Genomic DNA, 24666 nt, shown 5'->3' on the forward strand with positions numbered 1-24666 from the left:
TTTTTGTAAAAAAGACAGCTTGTTCCATAACAAGCCACGTGTGGTGAAGGCGGACGAAGCACCAGCCGCCAGTAAGGATGACTGAGCCTATGTCGAACCCGTTTCTTTCAGGCCTTCCAGAAGCGCAAGGCCTATATGATCCCTCGTTCGAGCGCGATGCCTGCGGCATCGGCTTCGTGGCGCATATCAAGAACAAGAAAAGCCACAAGATCGTCGCCGACGGGTTGGAGATTTTGAAACGCTTGGTTCACCGTGGCGCGGTGGGCGCCGATCCGCATGCGGGCGACGGGGCGGGAATCCTGGTTCAGATGCCCGACGCCTTCCTGCGCGCCGAGGCCGCCAAGCTGGGCATCACCCTGCCCGAACAGGGCCACTATGCCTGCGGCATGGTCAATCTGCCCAAGTCCGCCGCCGAGCGCGATCTGTGTGTGGCCGGTCTGGAGAGGGCGGTTGCCGAAGAGGGGCAGGTTCTGCTGGGCTGGCGCGACGTGCCGGTCAACGAGATGGCCTTGTCGGAAGGCGTGCGGGGAACGGCCCCGCTGGTTCGCCAGATTTTCATCGGGCGCAATGCCGCTCTGGCCAGCCAGGACGCTTTCGAGCGCAAGCTGATGGTGATCCGCAAGAAGTCGTTCAATCAAATCAACGAAAGCGGCGACGCCAAGCTGGCCGATTACTATCTGCCGTCGCTCTCGTCGCGCACCATCGTCTACAAGGGCATGTTCCTGGCCGAACAGGTCGGCGCCTTCTATCCCGACCTGCTGGACGAGCGGTTTGAATCCGCCCTGGCCCTGGTGCATCAGCGTTTCTCGACCAACACCTTCCCCACCTGGAAGCTGGCCCATCCCTTCCGCCTGATCTGCCACAATGGCGAGATCAACACCTTGCGCGGCAATTTGAACTGGATGACCGCAAGGCGCGGCACCATGAAGTCAGACGTGCTGGGCGACGATCTGAACAAGATCTGGCCGATCACGGTCGAAGGCCAGTCCGATTCGGCCAGTTTCGACAACGCGCTGGAACTGCTGCTGATGGGCGGCTATTCGCTGGCCCATGCGGTGATGATCATGATTCCCGAAGCCTGGGCGGGCAATCCGCTGATGGACGAGGAGCGCAAGAGCTTCTACGAATATCACGCCGCCATGATGGAACCCTGGGACGGTCCTGCCGCCGTCGCCTTTTCGGACGGGCGCCAGATCGGCGCTACGCTCGACCGCAATGGCCTGCGCCCGGCCCGTTACATCGTGACCAAGGATGATCGCGTCATCATGTCGTCGGAAGTCGGCGTGCTCGACATTCCGGAGTCCGAGATCATCCAGAAGTGGCGCTTGCAGCCGGGGCGCATGCTGCTGATCGATCTGGAAAAGGGCCGCCTGATCCCCGACGAGGAGATCAAGCGCGAACTGACCCGCGCCCATCCCTACAAAAGCTGGGTCAAGAAGACGCAGATCGTGCTGGAAGATCTTCCGGCGGCCGTGGCCCCCATGGCTCCCGATCCCCAGACGCTGCTCGATCGCCAACAGGCCTTCGGCTATACGCAAGAAGACATCAAGTTCCTGATCACGCCCATGGCCGTCACCGGCCAGGAAGCGGTGGGATCGATGGGCAATGATTCGCCGTTGGCCGTGTTGTCGGACAAGCCCAAGCCCTTGTTCAATTACTTCAAGCAGTGCTTCGCCCAGGTGACCAATCCGCCGATCGATTCGACGCGCGAGGAACTGGTCATGAGCTTGGTGTCCTTCATCGGCCCGCGTCCCAATCTGCTGGGCCTGACCGACGGCGACAGCAGGCAGCGCCTGGAAGTGCGTCAACCCATCCTGACCAATCAGGACCTGGAAAAAATCCGCGCCATCGAAGACGCCACCGACGGCGTATTCAAGGCGCGCACCATCGACATCACCTACAACGCCAGCGAAGGCGCTGGCGGCATGCAGAAGGCGCTTGAGCGCTTCAAGACCGAGGCCGACAAGGCGTTGGGCGAGGGCTGCAACATCCTGATTCTGTCGGATCGCAAGATATCCGCGGCGCGCATCGCCGTGCCGTCGCTGTTGGCGACATCGACCGTGCATCATCATCTGGTCAGGTCGGGCAGTCGTACCCGCGCTGGTCTGGTTGTCGAGACGGGCGAACCCAGAGAAGTGCATCATTTCTGCGTGCTGGCCGGTTACGGCGCCGAGGCGATCAACCCTTATCTGTTGTTCGAAACCATCGCCACCGTGCCGCTGCCCGAGGATTTGAGCGAATATGAAGTGCAAAAGCGCACCATCAAGGCGCTCGACAAGGCGGTGTTGAAGGTGATGGCCAAGATGGGCATCTCGACCTTCCAATCTTATTGCGGCGCCCAGATTTTCGACGCCGTTGGCCTGTCGCAGGAATTCCTCGACGCCTATTTCACCAAGACGTCCAGCCGCGTCGGCGGCGCCGGTCTTGCGGAAATCGCCGATGAAACCGTCAGGCGTCACGCCATCGCCTATGGCGACGACCCCATGTATCGCCTGTCGCTCGATCCGGGCGGCGACTACGCTTGGCGTTTGCGCGGCGACAATCATGCCTGGACGCCCGAGAGCATCGCGGCGCTGCAACATTCAGTGCGTGGCGCTGGCTTCGAGAAATTCCAGGAATTTTGCAAGCTGATCGACGAGCAGAGCGAGAAGCTGCTGACCTTGCGCGGCCTGTTCGACATGAAGTGGGCGCCAACGCCCGTTCCGCTTGACGAAGTGGAACCCGCCAAGGAGATCGTGAAGCGTTTCGCCACCGGCGCCATGTCGTTCGGCTCCATCTCGCGCGAGGCGCACACCACCCTGGCCGCCGCCATGAACCGCATCGGCGGCAAGTCGAATTCGGGCGAGGGCGGCGAAGAGTCCGAGCGCTACAAGCCGCTGCCCAATGGCGATCTGTTGCGTTCCGCCATCAAGCAGGTGGCCTCCGGGCGTTTCGGCGTGACCGCTGAATATCTGGTCAATGGGTCGGATATCCAGATCAAGATGGCCCAGGGCGCCAAGCCCGGCGAGGGCGGACAATTGCCCGGCCACAAGGTGGACGCCACCATCGCCCGCGTGCGCCATTCCACGCCCGGCGTGGGGCTGATCAGCCCGCCGCCGCATCACGACATCTATTCGATCGAGGATTTGGCCCAGCTGATCTACGATCTGAAGAACGTGAACCCCAAGGCGCGTATTTCGGTCAAGCTGGTCAGCGAGATCGGCGTCGGCACCATCGCCGCTGGCGTCGCCAAGGCCAGGGCCGACCACATCACGATTTCGGGTTATGACGGCGGCACCGGCGCAAGCCCGCTGACCGCCATCAAACATGCCGGTTCGCCCTGGGAAATCGGCTTGGCCGAGACGCATCAGACCTTGGTGCTGAACAAGCTGCGCGGTCGCGTCGCCGTGCAGGTGGATGGCGGATTGCGCACCGGGCGCGACGTGGTGATCGGCGCCTTGTTGGGTGCCGACGAATTCGGCTTCGCCACCGCCCCCCTGATCGCCGTCGGCTGCATCATGATGCGCAAATGCCATCTGAACACCTGCCCGGTCGGCGTGGCGACGCAAGATCCTGAATTGCGCAAGCGCTTCACCGGCCAGCCCGAGCATGTGATCAATTACTTCTTCTACATCGCCGAGGAAGTGCGCCGCATCATGGCGCGCCTTGGCGTGCGCAAGATGGAGGAGTTGACTGGGCGTTCCGATCTTTTGGACATGCGCAAGGCCATTTCGCATTGGAAGGCCAGGGGTCTTGATTTCAGCAAACTTCTCTATAAGCCGGAAGCGGGCAAGGGTGTCGCCATCCGCAAGAACGAGGATCAGGACCATCACCTGAACGAGGCGCTCGACAATCTGCTGATCGAGAAAGCCATGCCAGCCCTTGAGAAGGGAGAAGCGGTCGCCATCGACGTCAAGGTCACCAACGTCAATCGCACGGTGGGGGCCATGTTGTCGGGCGAAGTGGCCATGCGCCACGGCCATGCGGGCCTGCCGGAAGACACGATCCTGATCAACGCCAAGGGCACGGCGGGGCAAAGCCTGGGCGCTTTCCTGGCCCACGGCGTCGCGCTGACGCTTGAAGGCCAAGCCAATGATTATGTCGGCAAGGGATTGTCGGGCGGGCGCATCGTCGTCTATCCGTCGCCCGAGTGCAAAATCGTGGCCGAGGAGAACATCATCGTCGGCAATACCGTTCTGTACGGCGCCATCTCGGGCGAATGCTATTTCCGTGGCGTCGCGGGCGAACGTTTCGGCGTTCGCAATTCGGGCGCCCTGGCGGTTGTCGAAGGCGTTGGCGATCACGGTTGCGAATACATGACCGGCGGTGTCGTCGTCGTTCTGGGCAAGACCGGGCGCAATTTCGCGGCAGGCATGAGCGGCGGCATCGCCTATGTGCTGGACGAGGACGGCGATTTCGATCAACGCTGCAACCTGTCGATGGTCGAGCTTGAGCCGGTGAAGGACGAGTCGGAAGCCCTGGAAAATCTTGATCATCAGGGCAATGACTTGGAAGCGCATGGCCGCGTCGACGTCATGAGCGACATGTCGCGTTTCGATGCCCAGCGCTTGCATCAGGTCATCGAGAGCCACCACCGTTACACCGGCAGCAAGCGGGCGCACGACATCCTTCTCAATTGGGTCCATTATCTGCCCAAGTTCAAGAAGGTGATGCCGGTCGATTACCGGCGCGCGCTTACGGAAATGCAGGCGATGCAGTCTGGAAAGTCCGCCCCGGCGGCTCGTCCGGCGAAAGGACACTAAGATGGGCAAGCCCACTGGATTTATGGAATTCTCGCGCCAGGAGCGGACCTATGCGCCCGCTTCCGACCGCATCTCGCACTATAACGAGTTCGTGATCGGCCTTGATGACGCGGCGTTGTCGCGCCAGGGGGCGCGCTGCATGGATTGCGGCATTCCCTTTTGCCATTCCGGCTGTCCGGTGGCGAACGTCATCCCCGATTGGAACGATCTGATCTATAAGGGCCGCTGGAAAGAAGCGTTGGAGGCGTTGCACGCCACCAACAATTTCCCGGAATTCACCGGCCGCATCTGTCCGGCGCCTTGCGAACAGGCTTGCACGCTCAATATCGACGACGTGCCGGTGACCATCAAGACCATCGAATGCGCCATCATCGACCGTGCCTGGGAAGAAGGCTGGATCACGCCGCAAATCCCCGCCAAGCGCTCGGGAAAATCGGTTGCCGTCATCGGTTCCGGCCCGGCGGGTTTGGCCGCCGCCCAGCAACTGGCCCGCGCCGGTCATGAAGTGACGGTCTTCGAGAAGAACGCCAAGGCGGGCGGTCTACTGCGCTATGGCATTCCCGATTTCAAACTGTCCAAGTCGCTGATCGACCGGCGCGTCGCCCAGATGCGCGCCGAGGGCGTCGAGTTCCGCACCAAGGCGCATGTCGGACAGAATGTGGACGCCAAGGAATTGTTGGCCAAGTTCGACGCCGTGCTGCTGGCGGGCGGCGCCGAGCAACCGCGCGATCTGGCCGTGCCCGGACGCGAGCTTTCGGGCATTCATTTCGCCATGGATTTTCTGGGCCAGCAGAACAGGCGCGTCGGCGGCGAACAGTTCGATTGCGACGATATCTTCGCCACCGGAAAGCGCGTGGTGGTGATTGGCGGCGGCGACACGGGGTCGGATTGCATCGGCACCTCGGTGCGCCAAAGGGCATTGTCGGTCACGCAGATCGAGATCATGCCCAAGCCCCCCGAAAAGGAAAACAAGGCGCTCAATTGGCCGAATTGGCCCAACAAGATGCGCACCTCCTCGTCACACGAGGAAGGGTGCGAGCGCATGTGGAGCGTCGCCACCCAATCCTTCTTTGGCAAGAACGGCAAGCTGGCCGGTCTGAATGCCGTACAGGTGGATCAGAAAATGCAGCCGATTGCGGGAACCGAGTTCGTGATCGAGGCCGATCTGGCCTTCCTGGCCATGGGCTTCGTCTCACCGGTCAAGCAGGGGCTGCTTGACGCCTTGGGCGTGGGGTTGGATCAGCGCGGCAACGTGGCCGCTGATTACGAGGGCTTTGCCACCTCGGTGCCCAAAGTGTTCGCGGCGGGCGACATTCGTCGTGGGCAAAGCCTGGTCGTCTGGGCGATCCGCGAGGGCCGCAGGGCCGCCGCCGCCATCGACGCCTTCCTGGTCGGTTCCAGCGTTCTGCCCAGGTAAGCGATTCAGTCCTCGAAGATGCCCTCTGCCGCCTTGGGGTGGCAGGCTTGGCAATTGGCCAGCGTCTTGGCGCGGGCCAGCATGGGCGATCCTGGCTTGAACTTCTTGTGCTTGCGCTGGAAGCCATACGTCTCGGTCAGGCGCAGGGGCGCTTCGTCTCCGTTGACGCCCTTGATGAAGGGGCTGGGCCGTTCGGTTTTGGCGTCGCCAGCCCTGGCCAGCAGGGCTTCCTCAACCGCTTTCCTGCGGTCTTCGGTCAATCTGGCGTCGTCGCCGAAATGGTTGTCCAGGTTCGCCATGATCTTGCGCCACGAGGCCTTGGGCAGCCATCCCGCTGAAAAGGGTAAATGGCAGGAGGAACATTCCTTGACCAGCAGCGGGTCTTGGCCGGTTTGGGCGAAACTTGCCCCGCTGGCTGTGGATATGGCAAGAATCAGAAGGGCGGGGATTGGCCAGTTCATGAATGAATGCTCCAGAAGTTGACTGCGGGCATTCTTGCATTCGAAGCTGAACCCTGGCTGAACGGATCAGCTATTCCCCTTCAATCGGATGCGCAGCGCCCCCCACAGGCCCAGCCCGGAAACGACGGTCATGACCAGGAAGGCATGGCCTCCCAGCGCGTGATAAAGGGGGCCAGCGGCCAGCAGGCCGATTCCTTGCGCCACGCCCGCCACGCCCGACGAGTAAAGCCCCTGGGCGCGTCCGGAAAGCGAGAGCGGAATGTTGCGCGACAGGTAATGCATGCAGCCCAAATGGAAGGCCCCAAAGGTAAGGGCGTGCAGCGCCTGCGCGCCATACAGGGCGGGAAGCCAGGTGGTGAATCCCAGCACCGTCCAGCGCACCAATCCTCCCGCTCCGGCCAGAATCATCAGGCCCGCCGGTCCCAGCCGGTTCAAGACCTTGTTGCCTTGCGAGAATAGCAATATCTCCGCCAGCACGCCCAGCGACCAGAGGATGCCGATCGTAGTCTCGCCGATTCCCGCTTGGCGCCAATGCAGGGTGGAAAAGCCGTAATAGACCATGTGGCTGGTTTGCAGGGCGCTGGCGGTGGCGATGAACAATAGAAAGCGGCGGTCTTGAAACAGCGTCATCATGCCGACGGCGCTTTGCGGCGCATCCTTGCGCTTCTCGATGCGCATTTCCGGCAATCCCAGCGTGATCAGGGCCATCAGCAGCAGAAAAGCCAGCGACACCGGCAGGACGACTTCGGAACTTCGCCCCGACAGGTACCAGCCGCCCAGCAGGGCGGCCAGGATGAAGGCCAGCGATCCCCACAGGCGCACGCGCCCGTAATCGAACTGGTGGGTTTGCGCCATGTGCAAAGACAGATTCTCGGCCAGCGGCATCTGCGCCGTGAACAGGCCGCTGGCGATGGCCGAAAGGAGCAGCAGCGGGAAGAAACCGTGCGTGACCCAGAAGGCGGCGAAAGCGAAAAAGGTGGCGAAGGCCAAGCCGATCATGGCCGTGCGTCTTTTGCCCAGCCGGTCGACCCAACTGCCGATGACGGGATTGACCGCCACTTTCGAGATCGATCCCACCGCCAGCAATACGCCGATCTGCCACTCCGATAGCCCCCGCCCGGATAGGAAAACCGGCCAGAAGGGCAGCATTACGCCGACCGGCGCGAACAGGCCCGCATAATGAGCGGCCAAGCGCAATTTCAGGAAGGGGGGCGGGGCTGACATTGCAACAGTTTGATACGGCATGACTTTCTGGGCAAGTGGGCGCTGCGCTTCAAGACATGATACATTATGCAATTAACAAAATGAGAAAAGTGTGTCGAATTTGATTGCGAATTCGGTATCGCGATGCTAGTTTTCGATAGCAACCGGCCCTAAGGCCGGAACAACGCCTAGGATGGAGGAAGCCCCATGAAGTCCAGTCTTGCCGCAGGTCTTGCCGCCACGAGGCGTTTCGACGTCGATAAGGACAGGACCATCAGCTTCATGGGCGAAGAGGGGCGGGTTTACGCCACCCCTTCGATGGTGCGCGACATCGAACAGACCTGCCGCGATTTCCTGCTGGAGCATTTGGACGTTGGCGAGGATTCGGTGGGCACCAGGGTCGAGTTTGACCATATGGCGGCCACGCCTTTGGGCATGGCGGTCGAATTCACGGTCACCATCGCCGAGGTTCAGGGCAAGGCCGTCACCTTCGAAGTGACGGGCAAGGACGCCATGGACCAGATTTGTCGCGGCAAACATTGGCGCTTCGTGGTTGATGTGGCGAAAACGGCCGAGCGCATCAAAGCCAAGATCGCCAAGTCCAAAGGTTAATCTGCATTCCCTTTAAAGGGATCGCCTTATGACAAAGTACGTTCTCGTTGCCGATCTCAGGCGTTGCGTGGGTTGTCAGACCTGCACGGCGGCCTGCAAGAATTCGAACGCCACGGCGCCCGGCATTCAATGGCGCAAGGTGCTTGATGTCGAGACGGGCACGTATCCCGATGTCCGGCGCTCCTTCTTGCCGGTGGGCTGCATGCATTGCGACGATCCGCCCTGCATGACCGTGTGCCCTTCGACCGCCACCAAGAAGCGCGACGACGGCATCGTCATCATTGATTATGACCTGTGCATCGGCTGCGCCTATTGCGCCGTCGCCTGCCCCTATCAGGCGCGCTTCAAGGTGAAGGATCGTTTAAGCGCTTACGGCGAGGCGGCTGGCGAAATGTCGCACGAGGCGGCGCGATTCGATCAGGCGCTGATCGGCGTCGCCCAGAAGTGCACCTTCTGCGCCGACCGCATCGACGAGGGGCTGGCTTTGGGGCTGGTTCCCGGCAAAGACTGGCAGGCGACTCCGGCTTGCGTCAATTCCTGCATTTCGAGCGCGCTTCAATTCGGCGATCTGGACGACAAGGACAGCGCGGTCAGCCGGTTGCTGGCGGAAAACCAGTCGTCTCGCATGCATGAGGAATTGGGAACGGGTCCCAACATCTATTACATCTGGGATGATGCGCCATGACATCCGACCTGCGCGAGATCAAAGGCGTTTCCCCCTGGCTGCAAACCAACTGGGATGCCCGTGCCGCCGGCAATTTCATCGGCGGCGGCACCGGCACGGGTTTGCTGGCGGTGGCGGCGTTCCTGGGGCTGACGCCCATTGGCCTGTTTTCCATTCTGGGCTTGGCCTTCGTCGGCCTGGGATTGCTGTGCGTGTGGCTGGAGATCGGCAGGCCCTGGCGCGCCATCAATGTTTTCTTTCATCCCCAGACCTCTTGGATGACCCGCGAGGGATTGGTCGCCATGCCCTTGTTCGGTCTGGGCGGCCTGGCCTTTCTGTTCGATTCCACGCTGGCCCTGATGGCGGCGGCGCTGGTGGGGCTGTTCTATCTGTATTGTCAGGCGCGCATCATATCGGCCAGCAAAGGCATTCCCGCTTGGCGTCATCCGGCCTTGATCCCTGCCTTGTTGGCCATGGGACTGGCCGAAGGAGCCGGGGTGGCGATGTTGTTCGCCCCAGGCCAGGGCGCGTTTCTGGCCTTGGTTCTGATCGGCTTGCGCTACGCCCTGTGGCAGCTCTATCTGAACCGTCTTGAGGCGGATGGCGCTCCGGCTGGAACGATCAAAGCCTTCGCCGTCAGCCGCAAACTGTTTCTGATCGCGGGCCATATGCTGCCGCTTCTGCTGATCGGCGCGGCGGAATTTTCTGAAAGCCCGCTATTGGCGATGGGCGGCGGATTGCTGGTCGTCGCCTCGGGCTGGTGGATGAAACTTATCCTGATCACGAAAGCGGCCTATAATCAGGGCTTCGCCGTTCCCCGCGTTCCCGTGCGCGGCCAAGGCAAGCCGGGGGCGCCAGTCAAGCCGGGTTGGGTATGACCGAGATTCGCATTCATGGACGCGGCGGCCAAGGCGCCGTGATGGCGTCGGGACTGCTGGCCCAAGCCATGGCGGGCGAGGGGCGCTACGTGGTCGCCATTCCCTCGTTCGGTTTCGAGCGCCGGGGCGCTCCCGTGGCCTGTTTCATGCGCGTCGATTCCAAACCCATCCGCGCCATGACCAACATCTACAAGCCCGATGTCATCTTGTGCATCGATCCCACGGTGTCTCGCGTGATCAACATCTTCCAAGGCATGAGCGCTGGCGGCATTTTGGTGCAAGCGGGCAAGGGCGATATCGAGCGTCTGGGCGTTCCCGACGTCGTATCCAGGATCGGGCTATGTGACGCGGTGGGCATTGCGCTTTCCATCTTCAAGCGCCCCATCACCAATACCGTGATGCTGGGAGCTTTCGCCCGCGCCACTGGGCTGGTGGGGCTGGACTCGCTGAAAGCGGCGATCGAGGAGGGTGAGTTTCGCGATGCGGGCCTCAAGCAGAATTTGGAAGCCGTGGAGCGCGGCTATGCCGAGACCGAGATTCACGAATTGAGGGCGGCGGCATGACGGACCCCAGGGCCAACATTCCCGACAATCTGTGTCCGGTCGCCACCGAACTGTCCACCATGCTGCCCGGCGATTGGCGGGCCATGCGCCCGGTGGTGGACCGTGACAAATGCGTAAAATGCGCCGTCTGCTGGCTGTTCTGCCCGGTGCAGTGCATCAAGGAAATGCCCGCTTGGTTCGACGTGAATTACGCCACCTGCAAGGGCTGCGGCATTTGCGCCAACGAATGTCCGCACCGCGCCATCGTCATGGTCGAGGAGCCGCAGGAATGACGGTCCAATCGAAAGCCAGGGGCAAGATCATCGTCGTCGATGGCAACGAGGCCGCCGCCAAGGGCGTCGCCCTGGCCAGGCCCGATGTGGTGGCCGTCTATCCCATCACGCCGCAATCCTCGCTGGTCGAGGCGCTGTCGTCCATGATCGCCACCGGCGAGTTGGATGCCGAACTGATGAATGTGGAAGGCGAGCATTCCGTACTGTCGGCGCTGCAAGGCGCTGCGCTGGCCGGGGCCAGAACCTATACCGCCACCTCGGGTCCGGGGTTGGCCTTCATGTTCGAACCCTATATCCGCCAGCCCGGTCTGCGCCTGCCCATGGTGGCCTCGCTGGTCACCCGCGACACTTTGACGCCGCAATGCGTCTGGGGCGGCCATCAAGACGCCATGCTGGTGCGCGAATGCGGCTGGATTCACATGTATTGCGAAACGGTGCAGGAAATCCTGGATACCGTCATCATGGGCTACAAGGTGGCAGAGCATCCCGAAATCATGCTGCCGGTCAACGTCAATCACGACGGCAATTACCTGTCCTTTGGCGTCACCAGTTGCGAATTGCCCGATCAGGCGATGGTCGATGATTTCCTGGGTCCGAAAAGCATCAACTGGCATGCGGCCCTTGATCCGGAACGCCCGATGTCGGTCGATCCCTTGACCGGCAATGCGGGCGGGGCGGGGCCTTCGATGTTCGTGCGTTACAGAAAAGGCCAGACCGATGCGATGGCGCGGTCGCTGCAGGTGATCTGCGACGTGCATGCCGATTGGGCCAAGCGCACCGGACGCGCCCATGCGCCCTTGGTCGAGGAATACCGTTTGGACGATGCCGAGATCGCTCTGGTCACCCTGGGCAGCATGACGGGTGCGGCCAAGGATTGTTGCGACGCTCTGCGCGATGCCGGGCGCAAGGTGGGCGTGATCAAGGTGAAAACCTATCGCCCCTTCCCCGTGCAGGCGATGGCGAAGGCCTTGTCCAAGGTGAAGGCGGTGGGGGTGGTCGACCGCTCGGTCAGCTATGGCTGGAATTCAGGCCCCATGCATCACGACGTGTTGGCCGCCATGGCCAAGTCGGGTTTCGTCATGCCCTGCATCCCGTTCATCGGCGGGCTTGCGGGCGCCGACATGACGCAATCGCACTTCGAGCAGGCTTTCGACATCGTGGCCAAGGGCGACATGCCGTCAGGCCCCATCTGGATGAACGAGAAGGATTAGGCGATGCAAGACTGCACCTATCTGATCGTGGGGTCCAGCCATGCGGGTTTGACGGCGCTTGACGCCATTCGCATGATTGATCCCGAAGCCAGCCTGATGATGGCCACCCGCGAAGACCATCTGCCCTATTCGCCGACCGTGCTTCCCTATGTGGTTTCCGGTCGTTCGGTTCCCCAGAAAGTGGCGCTGCGCGACGATGCCTACTTCGCGGAGAAGAAGGTTTCTTTCCTGAGGAACGCCAGTCTGAAGTCGCTCGATTGCGCCAATAACACGGCGCATTTCGAAGGTGGGCGGATGGCGCGCTATGAGAAACTGCTGCTGGCCACCGGCGCCCAGCCCAGCATCCCGCCCATTCCCGGCCTGAAGGATGTTTCCTATCACGTGCTTCGCACGATGGACGACGCGCTTAATCTGAAAAGCGCCATGGGATCGGCCAAGTCGGCCTTGGTGCTGGGGGCTGGGCTGATCGGCACGCATGCCGCCGAGAACATGGCCGAAGCGGGCGTCAAGGTAACCATCGTCGAGGCCAAGGGCCAAGTGTTGCCAGGCTATTTCGACAAGGCCGCCTCGGCGATCATCGAGGCGGCCTTCAGAAATCACGGCATCGCGCTTGAATTCGGCCGTTCGGTCAAGGAAATCAAGCCGGGTGCCGCGGTGCTGGATGATGGCGCGGAGCTTCCCTTCGACCTGCTGTTGATCGCCACCGGCGTCAGGCCGCAGCTTTCCTTTCTAGATGGAACAGGCATCAAAACGGCCAACGGAATTCTGGTCGACGAGATGCAAAGAACCAGCGCCGCCAATGTGTGGGCGGCAGGCGATTGCGCCGAAGCCAGCCTGTTCCAGGCACCGGGAACCGGCGTGGCGGGCATTCTGCCCATTGCGGTCGAACAGGGCCGGATAGCCGGACAGGCGATGGTGGGCGACCATGGGGTCAAACCCTTTCCCGGTTCGGTCTCGCTCAACACCTACAGCTTTTTTGGTCAGCAGGCGATTTCGGTGGGGGTCGGCGACGCTTCGGGCGTTGATGCCCATCTGCGCATCGACGAGGCGGCGGGAACCTATCTGAAAATCGTGCTGAAGGACGGCATGCTGATGGGCGTGGCATCGGTCAATCATCCGATCGATCCGGGCATCTTGTGGCAACTGATCTTGCGCCGCACCGATCTGTCCGAGGTCAAGGATCGCTTCCTGGCCGATCCCAAGGCAGTGGGGCGCATGCTCATGTCCAGGCTGTGGAGATAGGCCATGAGCGCATATAACAGCCTGACCTACAATGCCAGCCTGTGCGTCGGATGCGGCGAATGCATGATGGCCTGCGCCAAGGCCAAGACCGGGAGCGCTGACGATCTGTCCCAGTCGCGCATCAAGATCGTGGTCGCCGAGGAAGGCAAGTACGAGGCGGCTTTGTGCCGCCAGTGCGGCGACGCCAAATGCGTGATGAACTGCCCGTCGGGCGCTCTGACCAAGAACCAGGGCAACGGCCTAATCGATTGGAACGCCGACACTTGCGTCAATTGTTTGCTTTGTACCGTAGGCTGCGCCTATGGCGGCATTACGTTCGAAGCAAGCGTGGGCCATGTCGCCAAATGCGACACATGCGGCGGCGATCCGGCCTGCGTCAAAGTATGCAAGAGCGGAGCGCTGGGTTATGTCACGACGGCGGCAATCTATAACGATTATGGCAAGGAAGAGGATCTGTTCGCTCCTGGCTTGGCCGCCTGCCAGGGCTGCAATTCGGAACTGATGATCCGCCATGTGCTGCGCAAGGTGGGCAAGAATGTGGTAGTGGCCGCCCCCCCCGGCTGTATTCCCGGCATGGGAACTGTGGGCTATAACGGCAAAGCCGGGGCCAAGGTGCCCATCTTCCATCCTTTGCTGACCAATACCGCCAGCATGCTGGCCGGGTTGAAGCGCACCTATGAGCGCCAAGGGCGCGAGGTGACCGCGCTGGCCCTGGCGGGCGATGGCGGGGCGTCGGATGTGGGGTTCCAGTCTTTGTCGGGAGCGGCCGAGCGCGGCGAGCGTATTTTGTTCATCTGCTTTGACAATGAAGGCTATATGAACACCGGCATGCAGGCTTCCAGCGCCACCAGTTTCGGTTCCTGGACCAGCACCACGCCGGTGGGCGACAAATTGCAGGGCAAGCGAACCGACGCCAAGAACATGCCCATGGTCATGATGATGCACAACGCGGCCTATGTCGCCACCGCCTCCAGCGTTTACATGGAAGACTTCTATGAAAAGCTGGACCGGGCGCTTGAAGCCTCGAAGAAAGGCTTCGCCTATCTGCATCTGTACGCGCCTTGCCCTTCGGGCTGGCGTTTCCCGGCGGGCCTGACCATCGACATTTGCCGATTGATGGTGGAAAGCAATTTCGTGACCCTGTGGGATTATGAACCGGATCGCGGGTTGGTGTTCACCCACCCGACCGACAAGCCCAAGCCCTTGGAAAGCTATCTCAAGGCGATTGGGAAATACCGCCATCTGGCCCAAGAGCAGGTGGACAGAATAAAAAAACTGTTGGAGGATCGGCTGTCCATGCTCAAGCGCTTTCAAAAAGCGTGAGCCGGGGTGGCCCAGGAAAAGGGGACGTTATCCATGAGCAGCTCGCAGATGTACCAGCCCGACATCGAAACCATGCCGCGCGACAAGCTGGCCGAGGTTCAGTTGGCGCGCTTGAAGAAAATCGTCAGGCACGCCTATGACAATGTGCCGCATTACAAGTCGGCCTTCGACAAGGTGGGCGTCAAACCCGACGACCTGAAGGAACTGGCCGACATCGCCCGCTTCCCCTTCACGGTGAAAACCGATCTGCGCGACAATTACCCCTTCAAACTGTTCGCCGTGCCCCGCGAAAAGGTGGTGCGCATCCATGCTTCGTCGGGCACCACCGGCAAGCCGACCGTGGTCGGCTATACGCCTGCCGACATCAGCAACTGGGCCGACCTGATGGCCCGCTCGATGATGGGGGCGGGGGCAAAGCCCGGCGACGTGATCCACAACGCCTATGGTTATGGCCTGTTCACCGGCGGTTTGGGCGCTCATTACGGGGCCGAGCGCCTGGGCGCTTCGGTGGTTCCCATGTCGGGCGGCAATACCGAAAAGCAGATCGTGCTGCTTCAAGATTTCGGCGCGCGCGTGCTGTGCGCCACGCCTTCCTATGCGCTCAACATCGCCGAGGTGGCCGAAAAGGAAGGCATCGATCTTAGGAAATCCCCTCTCAAGGTCGGCATCTTCGGGGCCGAACCCTGGAGCGAGCAGATGCGCGCCGAACTGGACGAGCGTCTAGGCATCAAGGCGGTTGATATCTACGGCCTGTCCGAGATCATGGGGCCGGGCGTGGCCGCCGAATGCGAGCATCGTTGCGGCCTGCATGGCTGGGAAGACCAGTTCTTGTTCGAAATCGTCGATCCCGACACGTTGCAGCCCGTGCCGATGGGCCAGCCCGGCGAATTGGTCATCACCACGCTGACCAAGGAAGCGCTGCCGATGATCCGCTATCGCACCAGGGACATCACCAAGCTAAACGACGAGAAATGCGCCTGCGGACGCACGCATGTGCGCATCCTGCGCGTGACGGGGCGCAACGACGACATGCTGATCATCCGTGGCGTCAACGTCTATCCCAGCCAGATCGAATCGGTGATGGTGGGCAGGCCCGGCGTATCGCCGCACTATCAATTGGTCGTGCAGCGCGAAGGCAATATGGATACGCTGACCGTCGAGATCGAAGCGGAACCCGGCATGGCGACCAGCCAGGACGCCTACGACGCCATCGGCCATGACGTGCAGCACCATATCAAATCGATGATCGGCGTTTCGTGTCGGGTCGTCGTGCTGTCGCCCGGCGAGATTCCCCGCTCGATGGGCAAGGCGGTGCGCGTGCGCGACCTGCGCAAGAAACCGGCGTGAGGCAAGGGCAAGACCGCAAGCGGGGACTTGATCTAGGCTTTCTTGAAGGCCTGATCGGTTTTCGCCTGCGTCTGGCCCAGATCGCCCTGTTCGATGATTTCGAACGCGCTCTGCGCCCGTTCGACATCACGCCGACGCGTTTCGGCGCCCTGGCCCTGATCGACGCCAATCCGGGCCTAAGCCAGATGCAGTTGGCCAAGGCCATCCGCCTTGATCGTTCCACCCTGGTCGCTTTGCTCGATCACCTTGAGGGCAGGGGGCTGGTGTTGCGCCGCCCATCGGCCACTGACAAGCGCACCAATGAACTGGTTCTGACGGGCGAAGGACGCAAGCTGCTGGGTCAATTGAAGCGGCGCGTGCTCGATCATGAAAAACGGATGTTCGGCAAGCTGTCGGCTGACGAGCGTGCTCAATTGTCGCGCCTGCTGGAATCGGTTTCGGCCATGAAGACAAAGCAAGTCATTGAAATATAATAAGTATAAATGTTTGACGTCAAACTAGTTGCGGCGTATCCTTCTTGGCAAGAACAAGGAGGCGTTCATGAAATCCATCCTTTCCCTATGGGTGAATGGCAGGCTGCGCGAAGATGCGGTCGATTCAGCCACCCTGTTGATCGATTATCTGCGCGACCAAGTTGGCCTGACCGGCACCAAGCAGGGCTGCGATGGCGGCGAATGCGGGGCTTGCACGGTTCTGGTCGATGATCGTCCGCGTCTGGCCTGCGTCACGCTGGCCCATCAGGTGGCGGGCAGGCGCGTTGAAACGGTCGAGGGGCTGGTGGAAAATGGCCGCATGAGCCGCTTGCAGCAGGCCTTTCACGAAAAGCTGGGCACGCAATGCGGTTTCTGCACGCCCGGCATGATCATGGCCGCCGAGGCCTTGTTGCGCAAAAATCCCGATCCGTCGGTTGATGAGATCAAGCTGGCGCTGTCGGGCAATCTGTGCCGCTGCACGGGTTATGTCAAAATCGTCGAAGCGGTGCAGGAGGCGGCTCAATGAACGCCCTCGTTCCCCAGAATGGCAAGATCGGCGCCAGAACCCCGCTGATCGACGGCGTCGAAAAAGTGACCGGCAAGGCGAAGTATACCGCCGATCTGGCGCATGTCGGCGCGCTGGCCGGGCGCATCTTGCGCTCCACCCGCGCCCATGCGCGCATTTTGTCGATCGATGTGTCGAAGGCTTTGGCCCTGCCCGGCGTGGTGACGGTGGCGACCGGCGCCGACACGCCGGTTCCCTTCGGCGTTCTGCCGATTGCCGAGAACGAATATCCATTGGCGCGCGAGCGCGTGCGCTATCGAGGCGATCCGGTAGCCGCCGTGGCCGCCATCGACGAAAAAACGGCGGCGGCGGCGCTCAAGCTCATCCATGTCGAATATGAAGACCTGCCTGCCTATTACGATCCCAAGAAGGCGATGGCGGCGGGCGCAGTGGCGCTGCACGACGACAAGCCCAACAACGTGCTGCGCGAAGTGCACAACGAATTCGGTAATGTCGAGGATGGTTTCGCCAAGGCCGATCTGATCCGCTCGAAAACCTACAAATTCGCCGAGGTCAATCACGTCCATATCGAACCCAACGCCAGCTTGGCCGAATATGATCCTGATCGCGGATATCTGACGCTGCACACCACGACCCAGGTGCCCTATTACGTCCATCTGAAAGTGGCGCAGTGCCTGCAGATGGACACGTCGCGCATCCGCGTGGTCAAGCCCTTCCTGGGCGGCGGCTTCGGCGCGCGCACGGAAACGCTGAGCTTCGAGATCATCGCAGCACTTCTGGCCGTGAAGGCCGAAGGCAAGGTGCGCGTCTTGCAGACCCGCGAGGAAGCCTTCATTTCGCATCGCGGCCGTCCGGCGGCCGAGATCACCATGAAATTGGGCATGACCAAGGATGGCAAGATCACCGCTTGCCATGAAGAGGTCATCCAGCCGGGTGGCGCCTATGCGGGCTACGGCATCATCACCATTCTGTATACCGGCGCTTTGCTGCATGGCATTTACGACCTTCCTGCCATCAAGCACGATGCTTGGCGTGTCTATACCAACACGCCGCCCTGCGGCGCCATGCGCGGCCACGGCACGGTCGACGCCAGGGCCGCCTTCGAGGATCTGATGACCTTGATGGGCGAGGAACTGGGGCTTGATCCTTTTCAGGTGCGCCAGGCCAACCTGATTCCATCGATCCCCTACACCACCATGCTGGCCCAGAAGGTCATGAGCTACGGCTTGCCGGAATGTCTCGAGAAGGTCAAGAAGGCCTCGGGCTGGGACGAGCGCAGGGGCAAGATGCCCAAGGGCAGGGGGCTGGGAATGGGCTGCGCCCATTTCGTGTCCGGCACTTCGACGCCCAAACATTGGACCGGCGAGCCGCATGCCACGGTCAATCTGAAAGTCGATTTCGATGGCGGACTGACCATCTTTACCGGCGCCGCCGACATCGGCCAGGGGTCCAGCACCATGGCCGCCCAGGTGGTGGCCGAAGTGTTGGGCGTCGATATCAAGCGCATCAGCGTGATCGCAGCCGACAGCGCGCTGACGCCCAAAGACAATGGCAGCTATTCGTCGCGCGTGACCTTCATGGTCGGCAATGCCGCCCTGGATGCCGCCACGCAGCTAAGGCAGAAATTGGCCGAAGCGGCGGCGCGCAAGCTGGAAGCGCGACCGGAAGACATCGAGAACCATGACGAGCATTTCATGGTGGCGGGCGGCCAGGACAAGGGATTGTCCTTCGGCGACGTGGTCAAGGAAGCGATGGTCAATAGCGGCACCATCACGGTCAAGGGCACCTTCGCCTGTCCCAAGGAATTCATGGGCGACAAGGCGATCAGGGGCAGCGCCATCGGCGCCACCATGGGATTTTGCTATTCCGCCCAGGTGGTCGAGGCCGAGGTCGACGAGATCACCGGAAGGGTCAAGCCCATCAAGGTTTGGGTGGCGGTGGACGTGGGCAAGGCGCTCAACCCGCTGGCCGTCGAAGGCCAGATTCAAGGCGGCGTCTGGATGGGCATGGGCCAAGCCTTGTCCGAGGAAACCCGCTTCGAAGATGGCCGCATGCTGCATGCCAATCTGATCGATTACCGCGTGCCGACCATGCAAGACAGCCCCGACATCGAAGTGATCATCGTGGAGTCCATCGACCCCAACGGGCCTTTCGGGGCCAAGGAAGCCTCTGAGGGCATGTTGGCGGGCTTTTTGCCAGCCGTCATGAATGCCGTGTACGAGGCTTCGGGGGTGCGCGCCGATCAGTTTCCCTTAACGCCGGATCGCATGGCCGACTATCTTGATGCGAAGGAGGCCCAGCAATGAACCTGCTTCCCGATTTCAATCTGCTGCGCCCCACCAGCATCGACGAGGCCGTCGCGGCCCTTTCGCAAGAAGGCGTGTTGTCCATCGCGGGCGGTACCGATCTGTTGCCCAATTTGCGCCGCGGTTTGGGTGAGCCAAAATTGCTGGTCGATCTGTCGCAGCTAGGCGGCCTGTCCGCTATCGAACCGATGGCGGATGGCGGGCTTCGCATCGGCGCGCTGACGACGTTGGAGGCCTTGGCCGACTCTTTGCTGACGCCGGTTGCCATAAAACAGGCGGCGCTTGGCGTGGCCGGTCCCACCCATCGCGCGCAAGGAACGCTGGGCGGCAATCTGTGCCAGGACACGCGCTGCGTTTTCTATAATCAAAGCGATTGGTGGCGCGAAGGCAATGATTTCTGCCTGAAATATCGCGGCGGCAAATGCCACGTCGTGACCAAAAGCGATCGTTGTTACGCCACCTATCATGGCGATGTCGCTCCTGCCCTGATGGTGCTGAACGCCAGCGCCGAGATCGTTGGGCCGGATGGGCAGCGCACGCTTTTGTTGGCCGATCTGTTCAAGGAGAACGGGGCCGAGCATCTAACGCTTGCGCGCGGCGAAATCCTGACGAGCGTCGTCGTTCCTGATCAGGCTGGCTGGCAGGCGGCCTATGAAAAGGCCCGCGTGCGCGAGGCGATTGAATTTCCCCTGGCTGGCGTTGCCGTGGCCTTGAAGAAGGACGGCGGGAAAATCGCCGGTCTTCGCGTTGCCATCACGGGGTCCAATTCGGCCCCCTTGCTGGTGCCTACCGGCGATCTAACCGGCATGGAATGGAACCAAGAAGCGTCAGAGATTCTTGCCAAGGCCGTTCGCAAAGTGTCGAACGTGCTGAAATCCACCCTGACCGGGCCGAAATACCGCCGCCGGATGCTGTTGAAATTGACGCAGCATCTTGTGGATAAGTTGTGGCTGGAGAGCGCTTCGGCGGGATGATAATCTCGCCCCGTGATTGATCTTCGCCTTCGCCATCCCGCCAAGCCAGTTCTGAACCCGGAACGCATCGCCGTGATGATTCCGACCCGGGGGCGTCCGGCCATGCTGGGCGAAACGATCTCATCTTTCCTGATCGCAACCAGGCGGCCCGATCTTGTCTCTTTCTGGATCGCCGTCGATGACGACGACCAAACCACGCAAGACTATATCGGTCGGGTGGATGCCAATTCCCTGCCGTTTTCGTTGAACTGGGTGGTGCTGCCCCGCCAGCCGACGCTGGCCATGACCTGGAATTTGCTGTGGCAGTCGGTGTCCGACGGCCCTGGTTTCTATCTGGGCTTCATCGACGATTACCTGATGCTAACCCAAGGCTGGGATGAGGCCGTGCGCGACGTGCTTGGCCAAACGCCCAACGGATTGGGGCTTGGCCAGATTCCCGACTCGTTTCAGAAGAATCCCGACACGCTGACCATTATTTCGGGGACAGCCGCATGGTTCAACAAGTTGGGCTATTTCGTGCCGCCCTATTTTCCCTTCTGGTTCGCCGATACTTGGCTTGATCAGGTGGCGACCGCCGCCGGTCTGAAATTCAGGTTGCCCCTCAATGTGACGCCGCAGGGCGACCAGCCGCCGGGCACACACCGCATGCGCGAGCTTGGCTTTTGGTACAAGGTCTTCTGCGCCATGACCGAGGAGCGCTTGGCGTCGGCCAAGCAATTGGCGCTGGCGGCCTATGCGGGCGACATTCCCTGGTATGCCGAACGCGAGTCGCTGGTTCGCCAAGCCAATGAAACCCTGTTGAAGCGCGTTCATGAGCAGCCCGAAGCGATTATGGAGATGGAAGCCTTCTTCGCCGGAAAATCTCCCTGGTCCAAATATGACGAAGACCGCTATCATGCCGTCAAGTCAGCCGTGATCGATTATCTGGGGTCAGCGTTCAAGCCATGACGGGTTTCATTCATCTGCGCGTGCATAGCGCCTATTCCTTGGCCGAAGGGGCGATCAAGGTCAAGGAACTGGTCAAGCTGACCGAAAAGCACAAGATGCCCGCGGTGGCGCTGACCGACACCAGCAATCTGTTCGGAGGCCTTGATTTCTCATCGGCCTGCACGGATGCCGGAATCCAGCCCATCGTCGGCTGCCAATTGGCGATCAGAAGGGACGAGGTCGAAGGCAGTGGGGCCTTTCGCGAAGGCCGCAAGCCGGAGCCTGACAGCGTGGTCGTCTTGTGCCAGAACCCGGACGGATACGCCAATCTGCTGAAATTGGTCAGCAAGGCCTTTTTGGAAACCGAGGCGGGCGAGACGCCGCAAATAACGATTGCCGATCTGGAAAGTCGGGCAGGGGGATTGTTGCTGCTGACCGGCGGCGTTGCGGGTCCCATCGGACGCTTGTTGCTGGAAGGGGCGAAAGACAAAGCGCGCGACTTGTTGATCCGGTTCAAAGCTGCTTTTCCCAATCGACTGTATATGGAAATCCAGCGCCATGGCCTGGACGATGAACGCAAGACCGAGCCGGGATTCTTGGATTTTGCCTATGAGCTGGATATCCCGCTGCTTGCCACCAACGAATGTTTCTTCGGTCCCGAAAGCATGTACGAGGCGCATGACGCGCTATTATGCATTGCTGGCGGCGCCTATGTGTCGCAGCCCGAACGCAGGCGCGTGACGCCCGAACACCGATTCAAGTCGGGCGATGAAATGCGCATGCTGTTCGCCGATCTGCTCGAAGCGGTGGACAACACGTTAACGGTCGCCAAACGCTGCGCCTACTGGCCCGCCAAAATCAAGCCGATCTTGCCCGTCTATACCAAACTGGAAGGACGCAGCGAGGAAGAGGCTTTGCGCCAAATGGCCCGTGACGGGCTTGAGAGACGATTGCCCGTGCATGTCTTCAACGAGGATATGGACGATGACCAAAAGGCGCATGCCGCCAAGCCATATCGCGAGCGCCTTGATTACGAGTTGGACGTCATCGTAAAAATGGGGTTCCCCGGCTATTTCCTGATCGTCGCCGACTTCATCCAATGGGCCAAGGAACACGATATTCCGGTGGGGCCGGGGCGCGGTTCGGGCGCCGGTTCGGTGGTGGCCTGGGCGCTGACCATCACCGACCTTGATCCACTTCGCTTCAACCTATTGTTCGAACGCTTCTTGAATCCGGAACGCGTGTCGATGCCCGACTTCGATATCGATTTCTGCCAGGATCGCCGCGACGAGGTGATCCGTTACGTGCAGAAGGAATACGGCCATGATCGGGTGGCGCAGATCATCACTTTCGGAAAATTGCAAGCCAGGGCGGCATTGCGCGATGTGGGCCGCGTTCTGGAAATGCCCTACGGCCAAGTGGACCGCATCTGCAAGCTGGTGCCGCAAAATCCCGCCAAGCCGGTTACCATCGCCGAAGCAATCGATAGCGAACCGCTTTTGGGGCAGATGCGCGAAGCCGATCCGGTGGTGGGCAAACTGCTGGATGTGGGCCAAAAGCTGGAAGGGCTTTACCGCCATGCTTCCACCCATGCCGCTGGCGTGGTGATCGGCGACCGTCCGCTGGACGAACTGGTGCCGCTGTACCGCGATCCCAGATCAGACATGCCGGTTACGCAATTCAACATGAAATGGGTGGAATCGGCGGGCCTGGTCAAGTTCGACTTTCTGGGACTGAAGACGCTGACCGTGTTGCAAACGGCGGTCAGGCTGGCCAGGCCAAAGGGGGTCGAGATCGACCTGTCGGCCCTGCCGCTCGATGACCGGCCCACCTACGAGATGCTGGGGCGCGGCGACACGGTCGGCGTGTTCCAGTTGGAAAGTGCGGGCATGCGCGATGTGCTGAAGGGCCTTAAGCCCGACACGTTGGAAGACATCATCGCCGTGGTGGCGCTGTATCGTCCCGGCCCGATGGGCAATATCCCCAGCTACATCAAGCGCAAACATGGGCAGGAAACGCCCGACTATCTGCATCCCACGCTGGAACCCATCTTGAAAGAGACCTTCGGCATCATGGTCTATCAGGAACAGGTGATGCAGATCGCCCAGGTCCTGTCGGGTTATTCGCTGGGCGGCGCCGATCTGTTGCGCCGCGCCATGGGCAAAAAGAATCAGCAGGAGATGGACGACCAGCGCAAGAACTTCGTGGAAGGCGCGTTGGCTCGAAAGGTGGCGGAATCGCAGGCCTCGCACATCTTCGACATGGTGGCGAAATTCGCCGAATACGGCTTCAACAAAAGCCATGCCGCCGCCTATGCCGTGGTGGCCTATCAAACCGCCTGGATGAAGGCCAATCATCCGGTGGAATTCATCGCGGCTTCCATGACCTACGACATGGGATCCACCGACAAGCTGTCGGTCTTCCGCCAGGAATTGGATCGCCTGAAGGTGAAGCTGCTGCCGCCCGACGTCAATAAATCCATGCCGACATTCGCCGTCGAGAATGGCCAAGTGCGCTACGCGCTGGCCGCCATCAAGAATGTCGGTCTGGCGGCCATGCAGTTGCTGGTCGATGAGCGCTTGAAAAACGGCCCTTTCAAGGACGTGGCCGATCTCTTCCGCAGGCTGGATACGAAAACCTTGAACCGTCGTCAGGTTGAAAATCTGATTCGCGCCGGCGCCTTCGACAGTCTCGACAACAACCGCGCCCGTTTGATGGATGGGCTGGACATCTTGATGCGAGAAGCCAGCGCCGCCCAGGAAGAGCGCGAAAGCGGCCAATCCAGCCTGTTCGGCGCCATCGATCCCAAGGCCAACGCGCCCAGGCTGCCCAACCGGACCGACTGGCCGCCTATGGACCGGCTGAAAGAGGAATTCGCGGCCATCGGCTTTTACCTGTCGGCCCATCCGCTGGATGCCTATGCCAAAAGCCTGGAACGTCTGCATGTCATCAAATGCACGGAACTGCCTGGGCATCTGGCGGCTGGCGGCAAAAGCCGGGTGAAGCTGGCTGGCGTTCTGATCGGCAAACAGGAGCGCACCAGCCAGCGCGGCTCGCGCTTCGCCTTCGCCCAGGTTTCCGACATGACGGGCACGTTTGAAGTGACGCTGTTTTCCGAAGTATTGGCCGCCTCGCGCGATCTTTTGGAAAGCGGCCAGCCCCTGCTGCTGACTGTCGATGCCCGCATGGAAGAAGAGCAGGTCAAGCTGCTGGCCCAGGAAATTTCGGCTCTTGATCAGGCGGCGGCAAAAACATCGGGCGGCATCAAGGTCTATTTCGCCGATGTCTCGCCGGTGGCCGAAGTGAAATCCCTGCTGTCCAAGGAAGCCAGAGGAAAAGGGCGGGTTATTCTGGTGCCGCAAACCGAACAAGGCGAAGTCGAAATGTTGCTCAAGGGAAGTTACGCCCTGTCGCCCAGCTTGTTGTCGGGTTTGCGCGCCGTTCAAGGCGTTCGGGAATTAAGGGAAATCTAATAAACGAAAGACTTGTTTTTCAACCCCGTGAAAAACACAACATGTATTCTAC

General features: G+C 61.0%; 19 protein-coding genes. 17 read left to right on the forward strand and 2 right to left on the reverse strand.

Features of this window, described 5'->3' with window-relative positions; translation table 11 throughout:
• Positions 1-89 precede the first annotated feature (89 nt).
• Positions 90-4742, forward strand: coding sequence for a glutamate synthase large subunit (gltB, locus tag HQL44_00390; GenBank protein ID MBF0267026.1), 4653 nt, complete (start codon positions 90-92; stop codon positions 4740-4742).
• 1 nt (position 4743) lies between these two features.
• Positions 4744-6159 (forward strand): glutamate synthase subunit beta, encoded by a 1416-nt coding sequence (locus HQL44_00395; GenBank protein ID MBF0267027.1) that lies wholly within the window; start codon positions 4744-4746, stop codon positions 6157-6159.
• 5 nt (positions 6160-6164) lie between these two features.
• Here the strand turns inward: HQL44_00395 and HQL44_00400 are convergent, their stop codons facing one another.
• Positions 6165-6620, reverse strand: coding sequence for a cytochrome C (locus HQL44_00400; protein ID MBF0267028.1), 456 nt, complete (start codon positions 6618-6620; stop codon positions 6165-6167).
• Positions 6621-6686: 66 nt separating this feature from the next.
• Positions 6687-7844: an MFS transporter gene (locus HQL44_00405; GenBank protein ID MBF0267029.1), complete on the reverse strand. Its 1158-nt coding sequence runs from the start codon at positions 7842-7844 to the stop codon at positions 6687-6689.
• 186 nt (positions 7845-8030) lie between these two features.
• Between HQL44_00405 and HQL44_00410 the strand changes: the two genes are divergently transcribed.
• The 15 genes from HQL44_00410 to dnaE all read left to right on the forward strand — a co-directional run bounded on the left by HQL44_00410 (position 8031) and on the right by dnaE (position 24614).
• Positions 8031-8435: a LysR family transcriptional regulator gene (locus tag HQL44_00410; protein ID MBF0267030.1), complete on the forward strand. Its 405-nt coding sequence runs from the start codon at positions 8031-8033 to the stop codon at positions 8433-8435.
• 28 nt (positions 8436-8463) lie between these two features.
• Positions 8464-9120: a 4Fe-4S dicluster domain-containing protein gene (locus HQL44_00415; protein MBF0267031.1), complete on the forward strand. Its 657-nt coding sequence runs from the start codon at positions 8464-8466 to the stop codon at positions 9118-9120.
• A complete protein-coding gene (locus tag HQL44_00420; GenBank protein MBF0267032.1) occupies positions 9117-9977 on the forward strand; it encodes a dimethyl sulfoxide reductase anchor subunit in 861 nt (286 codons plus the stop codon). The genes HQL44_00415 and HQL44_00420 overlap by 4 nt, the downstream gene beginning before the upstream one ends.
• Complete coding sequence (locus tag HQL44_00425) at positions 9974-10540, forward strand: 2-oxoacid:acceptor oxidoreductase family protein (GenBank protein MBF0267033.1); 567 nt, start codon at positions 9974-9976, stop codon at positions 10538-10540. The genes HQL44_00420 and HQL44_00425 overlap by 4 nt, the downstream gene beginning before the upstream one ends.
• On the forward strand, positions 10537-10812 hold the full coding sequence (locus tag HQL44_00430; protein MBF0267034.1) for a 4Fe-4S binding protein: 276 nt from the start codon (positions 10537-10539) through the stop codon (positions 10810-10812). Before HQL44_00425 ends, HQL44_00430 begins: the two co-directional genes overlap by 4 nt.
• Entirely contained in the window at positions 10809-12023 is a 1215-nt protein-coding gene (locus HQL44_00435) for a phenylglyoxylate dehydrogenase (GenBank protein ID MBF0267035.1), read from the forward strand. The genes HQL44_00430 and HQL44_00435 overlap by 4 nt, the downstream gene beginning before the upstream one ends.
• 3 nt (positions 12024-12026) lie before the next feature.
• Entirely contained in the window at positions 12027-13265 is a 1239-nt protein-coding gene (locus tag HQL44_00440; protein ID MBF0267036.1) for an NAD(P)/FAD-dependent oxidoreductase, read from the forward strand.
• A 63-nt stretch (positions 13266-13328) separates the two neighbouring features.
• Positions 13329-14588, forward strand: coding sequence for a phenylglyoxylate dehydrogenase (locus HQL44_00445; protein ID MBF0267037.1), 1260 nt, complete (start codon positions 13329-13331; stop codon positions 14586-14588).
• A gap of 33 nt (positions 14589-14621) precedes the next feature.
• On the forward strand, positions 14622-15935 hold the full coding sequence (locus HQL44_00450; GenBank protein MBF0267038.1) for a phenylacetate--CoA ligase: 1314 nt from the start codon (positions 14622-14624) through the stop codon (positions 15933-15935).
• Entirely contained in the window at positions 15932-16408 is a 477-nt protein-coding gene (locus HQL44_00455; GenBank protein MBF0267039.1) for a MarR family transcriptional regulator, read from the forward strand. The genes HQL44_00450 and HQL44_00455 overlap by 4 nt, the downstream gene beginning before the upstream one ends.
• Positions 16409-16475: 67 nt before the next feature.
• Positions 16476-16934 carry a 4-hydroxybenzoyl-CoA reductase subunit gamma gene (hcrC, locus tag HQL44_00460; GenBank protein ID MBF0267040.1) on the forward strand — a complete coding sequence of 153 codons (459 nt, stop codon included), beginning with the start codon at positions 16476-16478 and terminating at the stop codon, positions 16932-16934.
• Positions 16931-19240: a 4-hydroxybenzoyl-CoA reductase subunit alpha gene (gene hcrA / locus HQL44_00465; protein MBF0267041.1), complete on the forward strand. Its 2310-nt coding sequence runs from the start codon at positions 16931-16933 to the stop codon at positions 19238-19240. Before hcrC ends, hcrA begins: the two co-directional genes overlap by 4 nt.
• Positions 19237-20214 (forward strand): 4-hydroxybenzoyl-CoA reductase subunit beta, encoded by a 978-nt coding sequence (gene hcrB / locus HQL44_00470; protein ID MBF0267042.1) that lies wholly within the window; start codon positions 19237-19239, stop codon positions 20212-20214. Before hcrA ends, hcrB begins: the two co-directional genes overlap by 4 nt.
• A gap of 12 nt (positions 20215-20226) precedes the next feature.
• Complete coding sequence (locus HQL44_00475) at positions 20227-21162, forward strand: hypothetical protein (GenBank protein MBF0267043.1); 936 nt, start codon at positions 20227-20229, stop codon at positions 21160-21162.
• Positions 21159-24614 (forward strand): DNA polymerase III subunit alpha, encoded by a 3456-nt coding sequence (gene dnaE, locus HQL44_00480; GenBank protein MBF0267044.1) that lies wholly within the window; start codon positions 21159-21161, stop codon positions 24612-24614. The genes HQL44_00475 and dnaE overlap by 4 nt, the downstream gene beginning before the upstream one ends.
• The last annotated feature ends 52 nt before the right edge of the window (positions 24615-24666 follow it).

This window comes from Alphaproteobacteria bacterium, assembly GCA_015231795.1.
Lineage (GTDB): Bacteria > Pseudomonadota > Alphaproteobacteria > Rhodospirillales > WMHbin7 > WMHbin7.

Coding starts and splice junctions, on each gene's coding strand:
- dnaE (MBF0267044.1), top strand. CDS start 21,159: ATGACGGGTTTCATTCATCTGCGCGTGCATAGCGCCTATTCCTTGGCC.
- HQL44_00430 (MBF0267034.1), top strand. CDS start 10,537: ATGACGGACCCCAGGGCCAACATTCCCGACAATCTGTGTCCGGTCGCC.
- HQL44_00425 (MBF0267033.1), top strand. CDS start 9,974: ATGACCGAGATTCGCATTCATGGACGCGGCGGCCAAGGCGCCGTGATG.
- HQL44_00415 (MBF0267031.1), top strand. CDS start 8,464: ATGACAAAGTACGTTCTCGTTGCCGATCTCAGGCGTTGCGTGGGTTGT.
- HQL44_00440 (MBF0267036.1), top strand. CDS start 12,027: ATGCAAGACTGCACCTATCTGATCGTGGGGTCCAGCCATGCGGGTTTG.
- HQL44_00445 (MBF0267037.1), top strand. CDS start 13,329: ATGATGGCCTGCGCCAAGGCCAAGACCGGGAGCGCTGACGATCTGTCC.
- hcrB (MBF0267042.1), top strand. CDS start 19,237: ATGAACCTGCTTCCCGATTTCAATCTGCTGCGCCCCACCAGCATCGAC.
- HQL44_00400 (MBF0267028.1), bottom strand. CDS start 6,620: ATGAACTGGCCAATCCCCGCCCTTCTGATTCTTGCCATATCCACAGCC.
- hcrC (MBF0267040.1), top strand. CDS start 16,476: ATGAAATCCATCCTTTCCCTATGGGTGAATGGCAGGCTGCGCGAAGAT.
- HQL44_00405 (MBF0267029.1), bottom strand. CDS start 7,844: ATGTCAGCCCCGCCCCCCTTCCTGAAATTGCGCTTGGCCGCTCATTAT.
- HQL44_00435 (MBF0267035.1), top strand. CDS start 10,809: ATGACGGTCCAATCGAAAGCCAGGGGCAAGATCATCGTCGTCGATGGC.
- gltB (MBF0267026.1), top strand. CDS start 90: ATGTCGAACCCGTTTCTTTCAGGCCTTCCAGAAGCGCAAGGCCTATAT.
- hcrA (MBF0267041.1), top strand. CDS start 16,931: ATGAACGCCCTCGTTCCCCAGAATGGCAAGATCGGCGCCAGAACCCCG.
- HQL44_00420 (MBF0267032.1), top strand. CDS start 9,117: ATGACATCCGACCTGCGCGAGATCAAAGGCGTTTCCCCCTGGCTGCAA.
- HQL44_00450 (MBF0267038.1), top strand. CDS start 14,622: ATGAGCAGCTCGCAGATGTACCAGCCCGACATCGAAACCATGCCGCGC.
- HQL44_00395 (MBF0267027.1), top strand. CDS start 4,744: ATGGGCAAGCCCACTGGATTTATGGAATTCTCGCGCCAGGAGCGGACC.
- HQL44_00410 (MBF0267030.1), top strand. CDS start 8,031: ATGAAGTCCAGTCTTGCCGCAGGTCTTGCCGCCACGAGGCGTTTCGAC.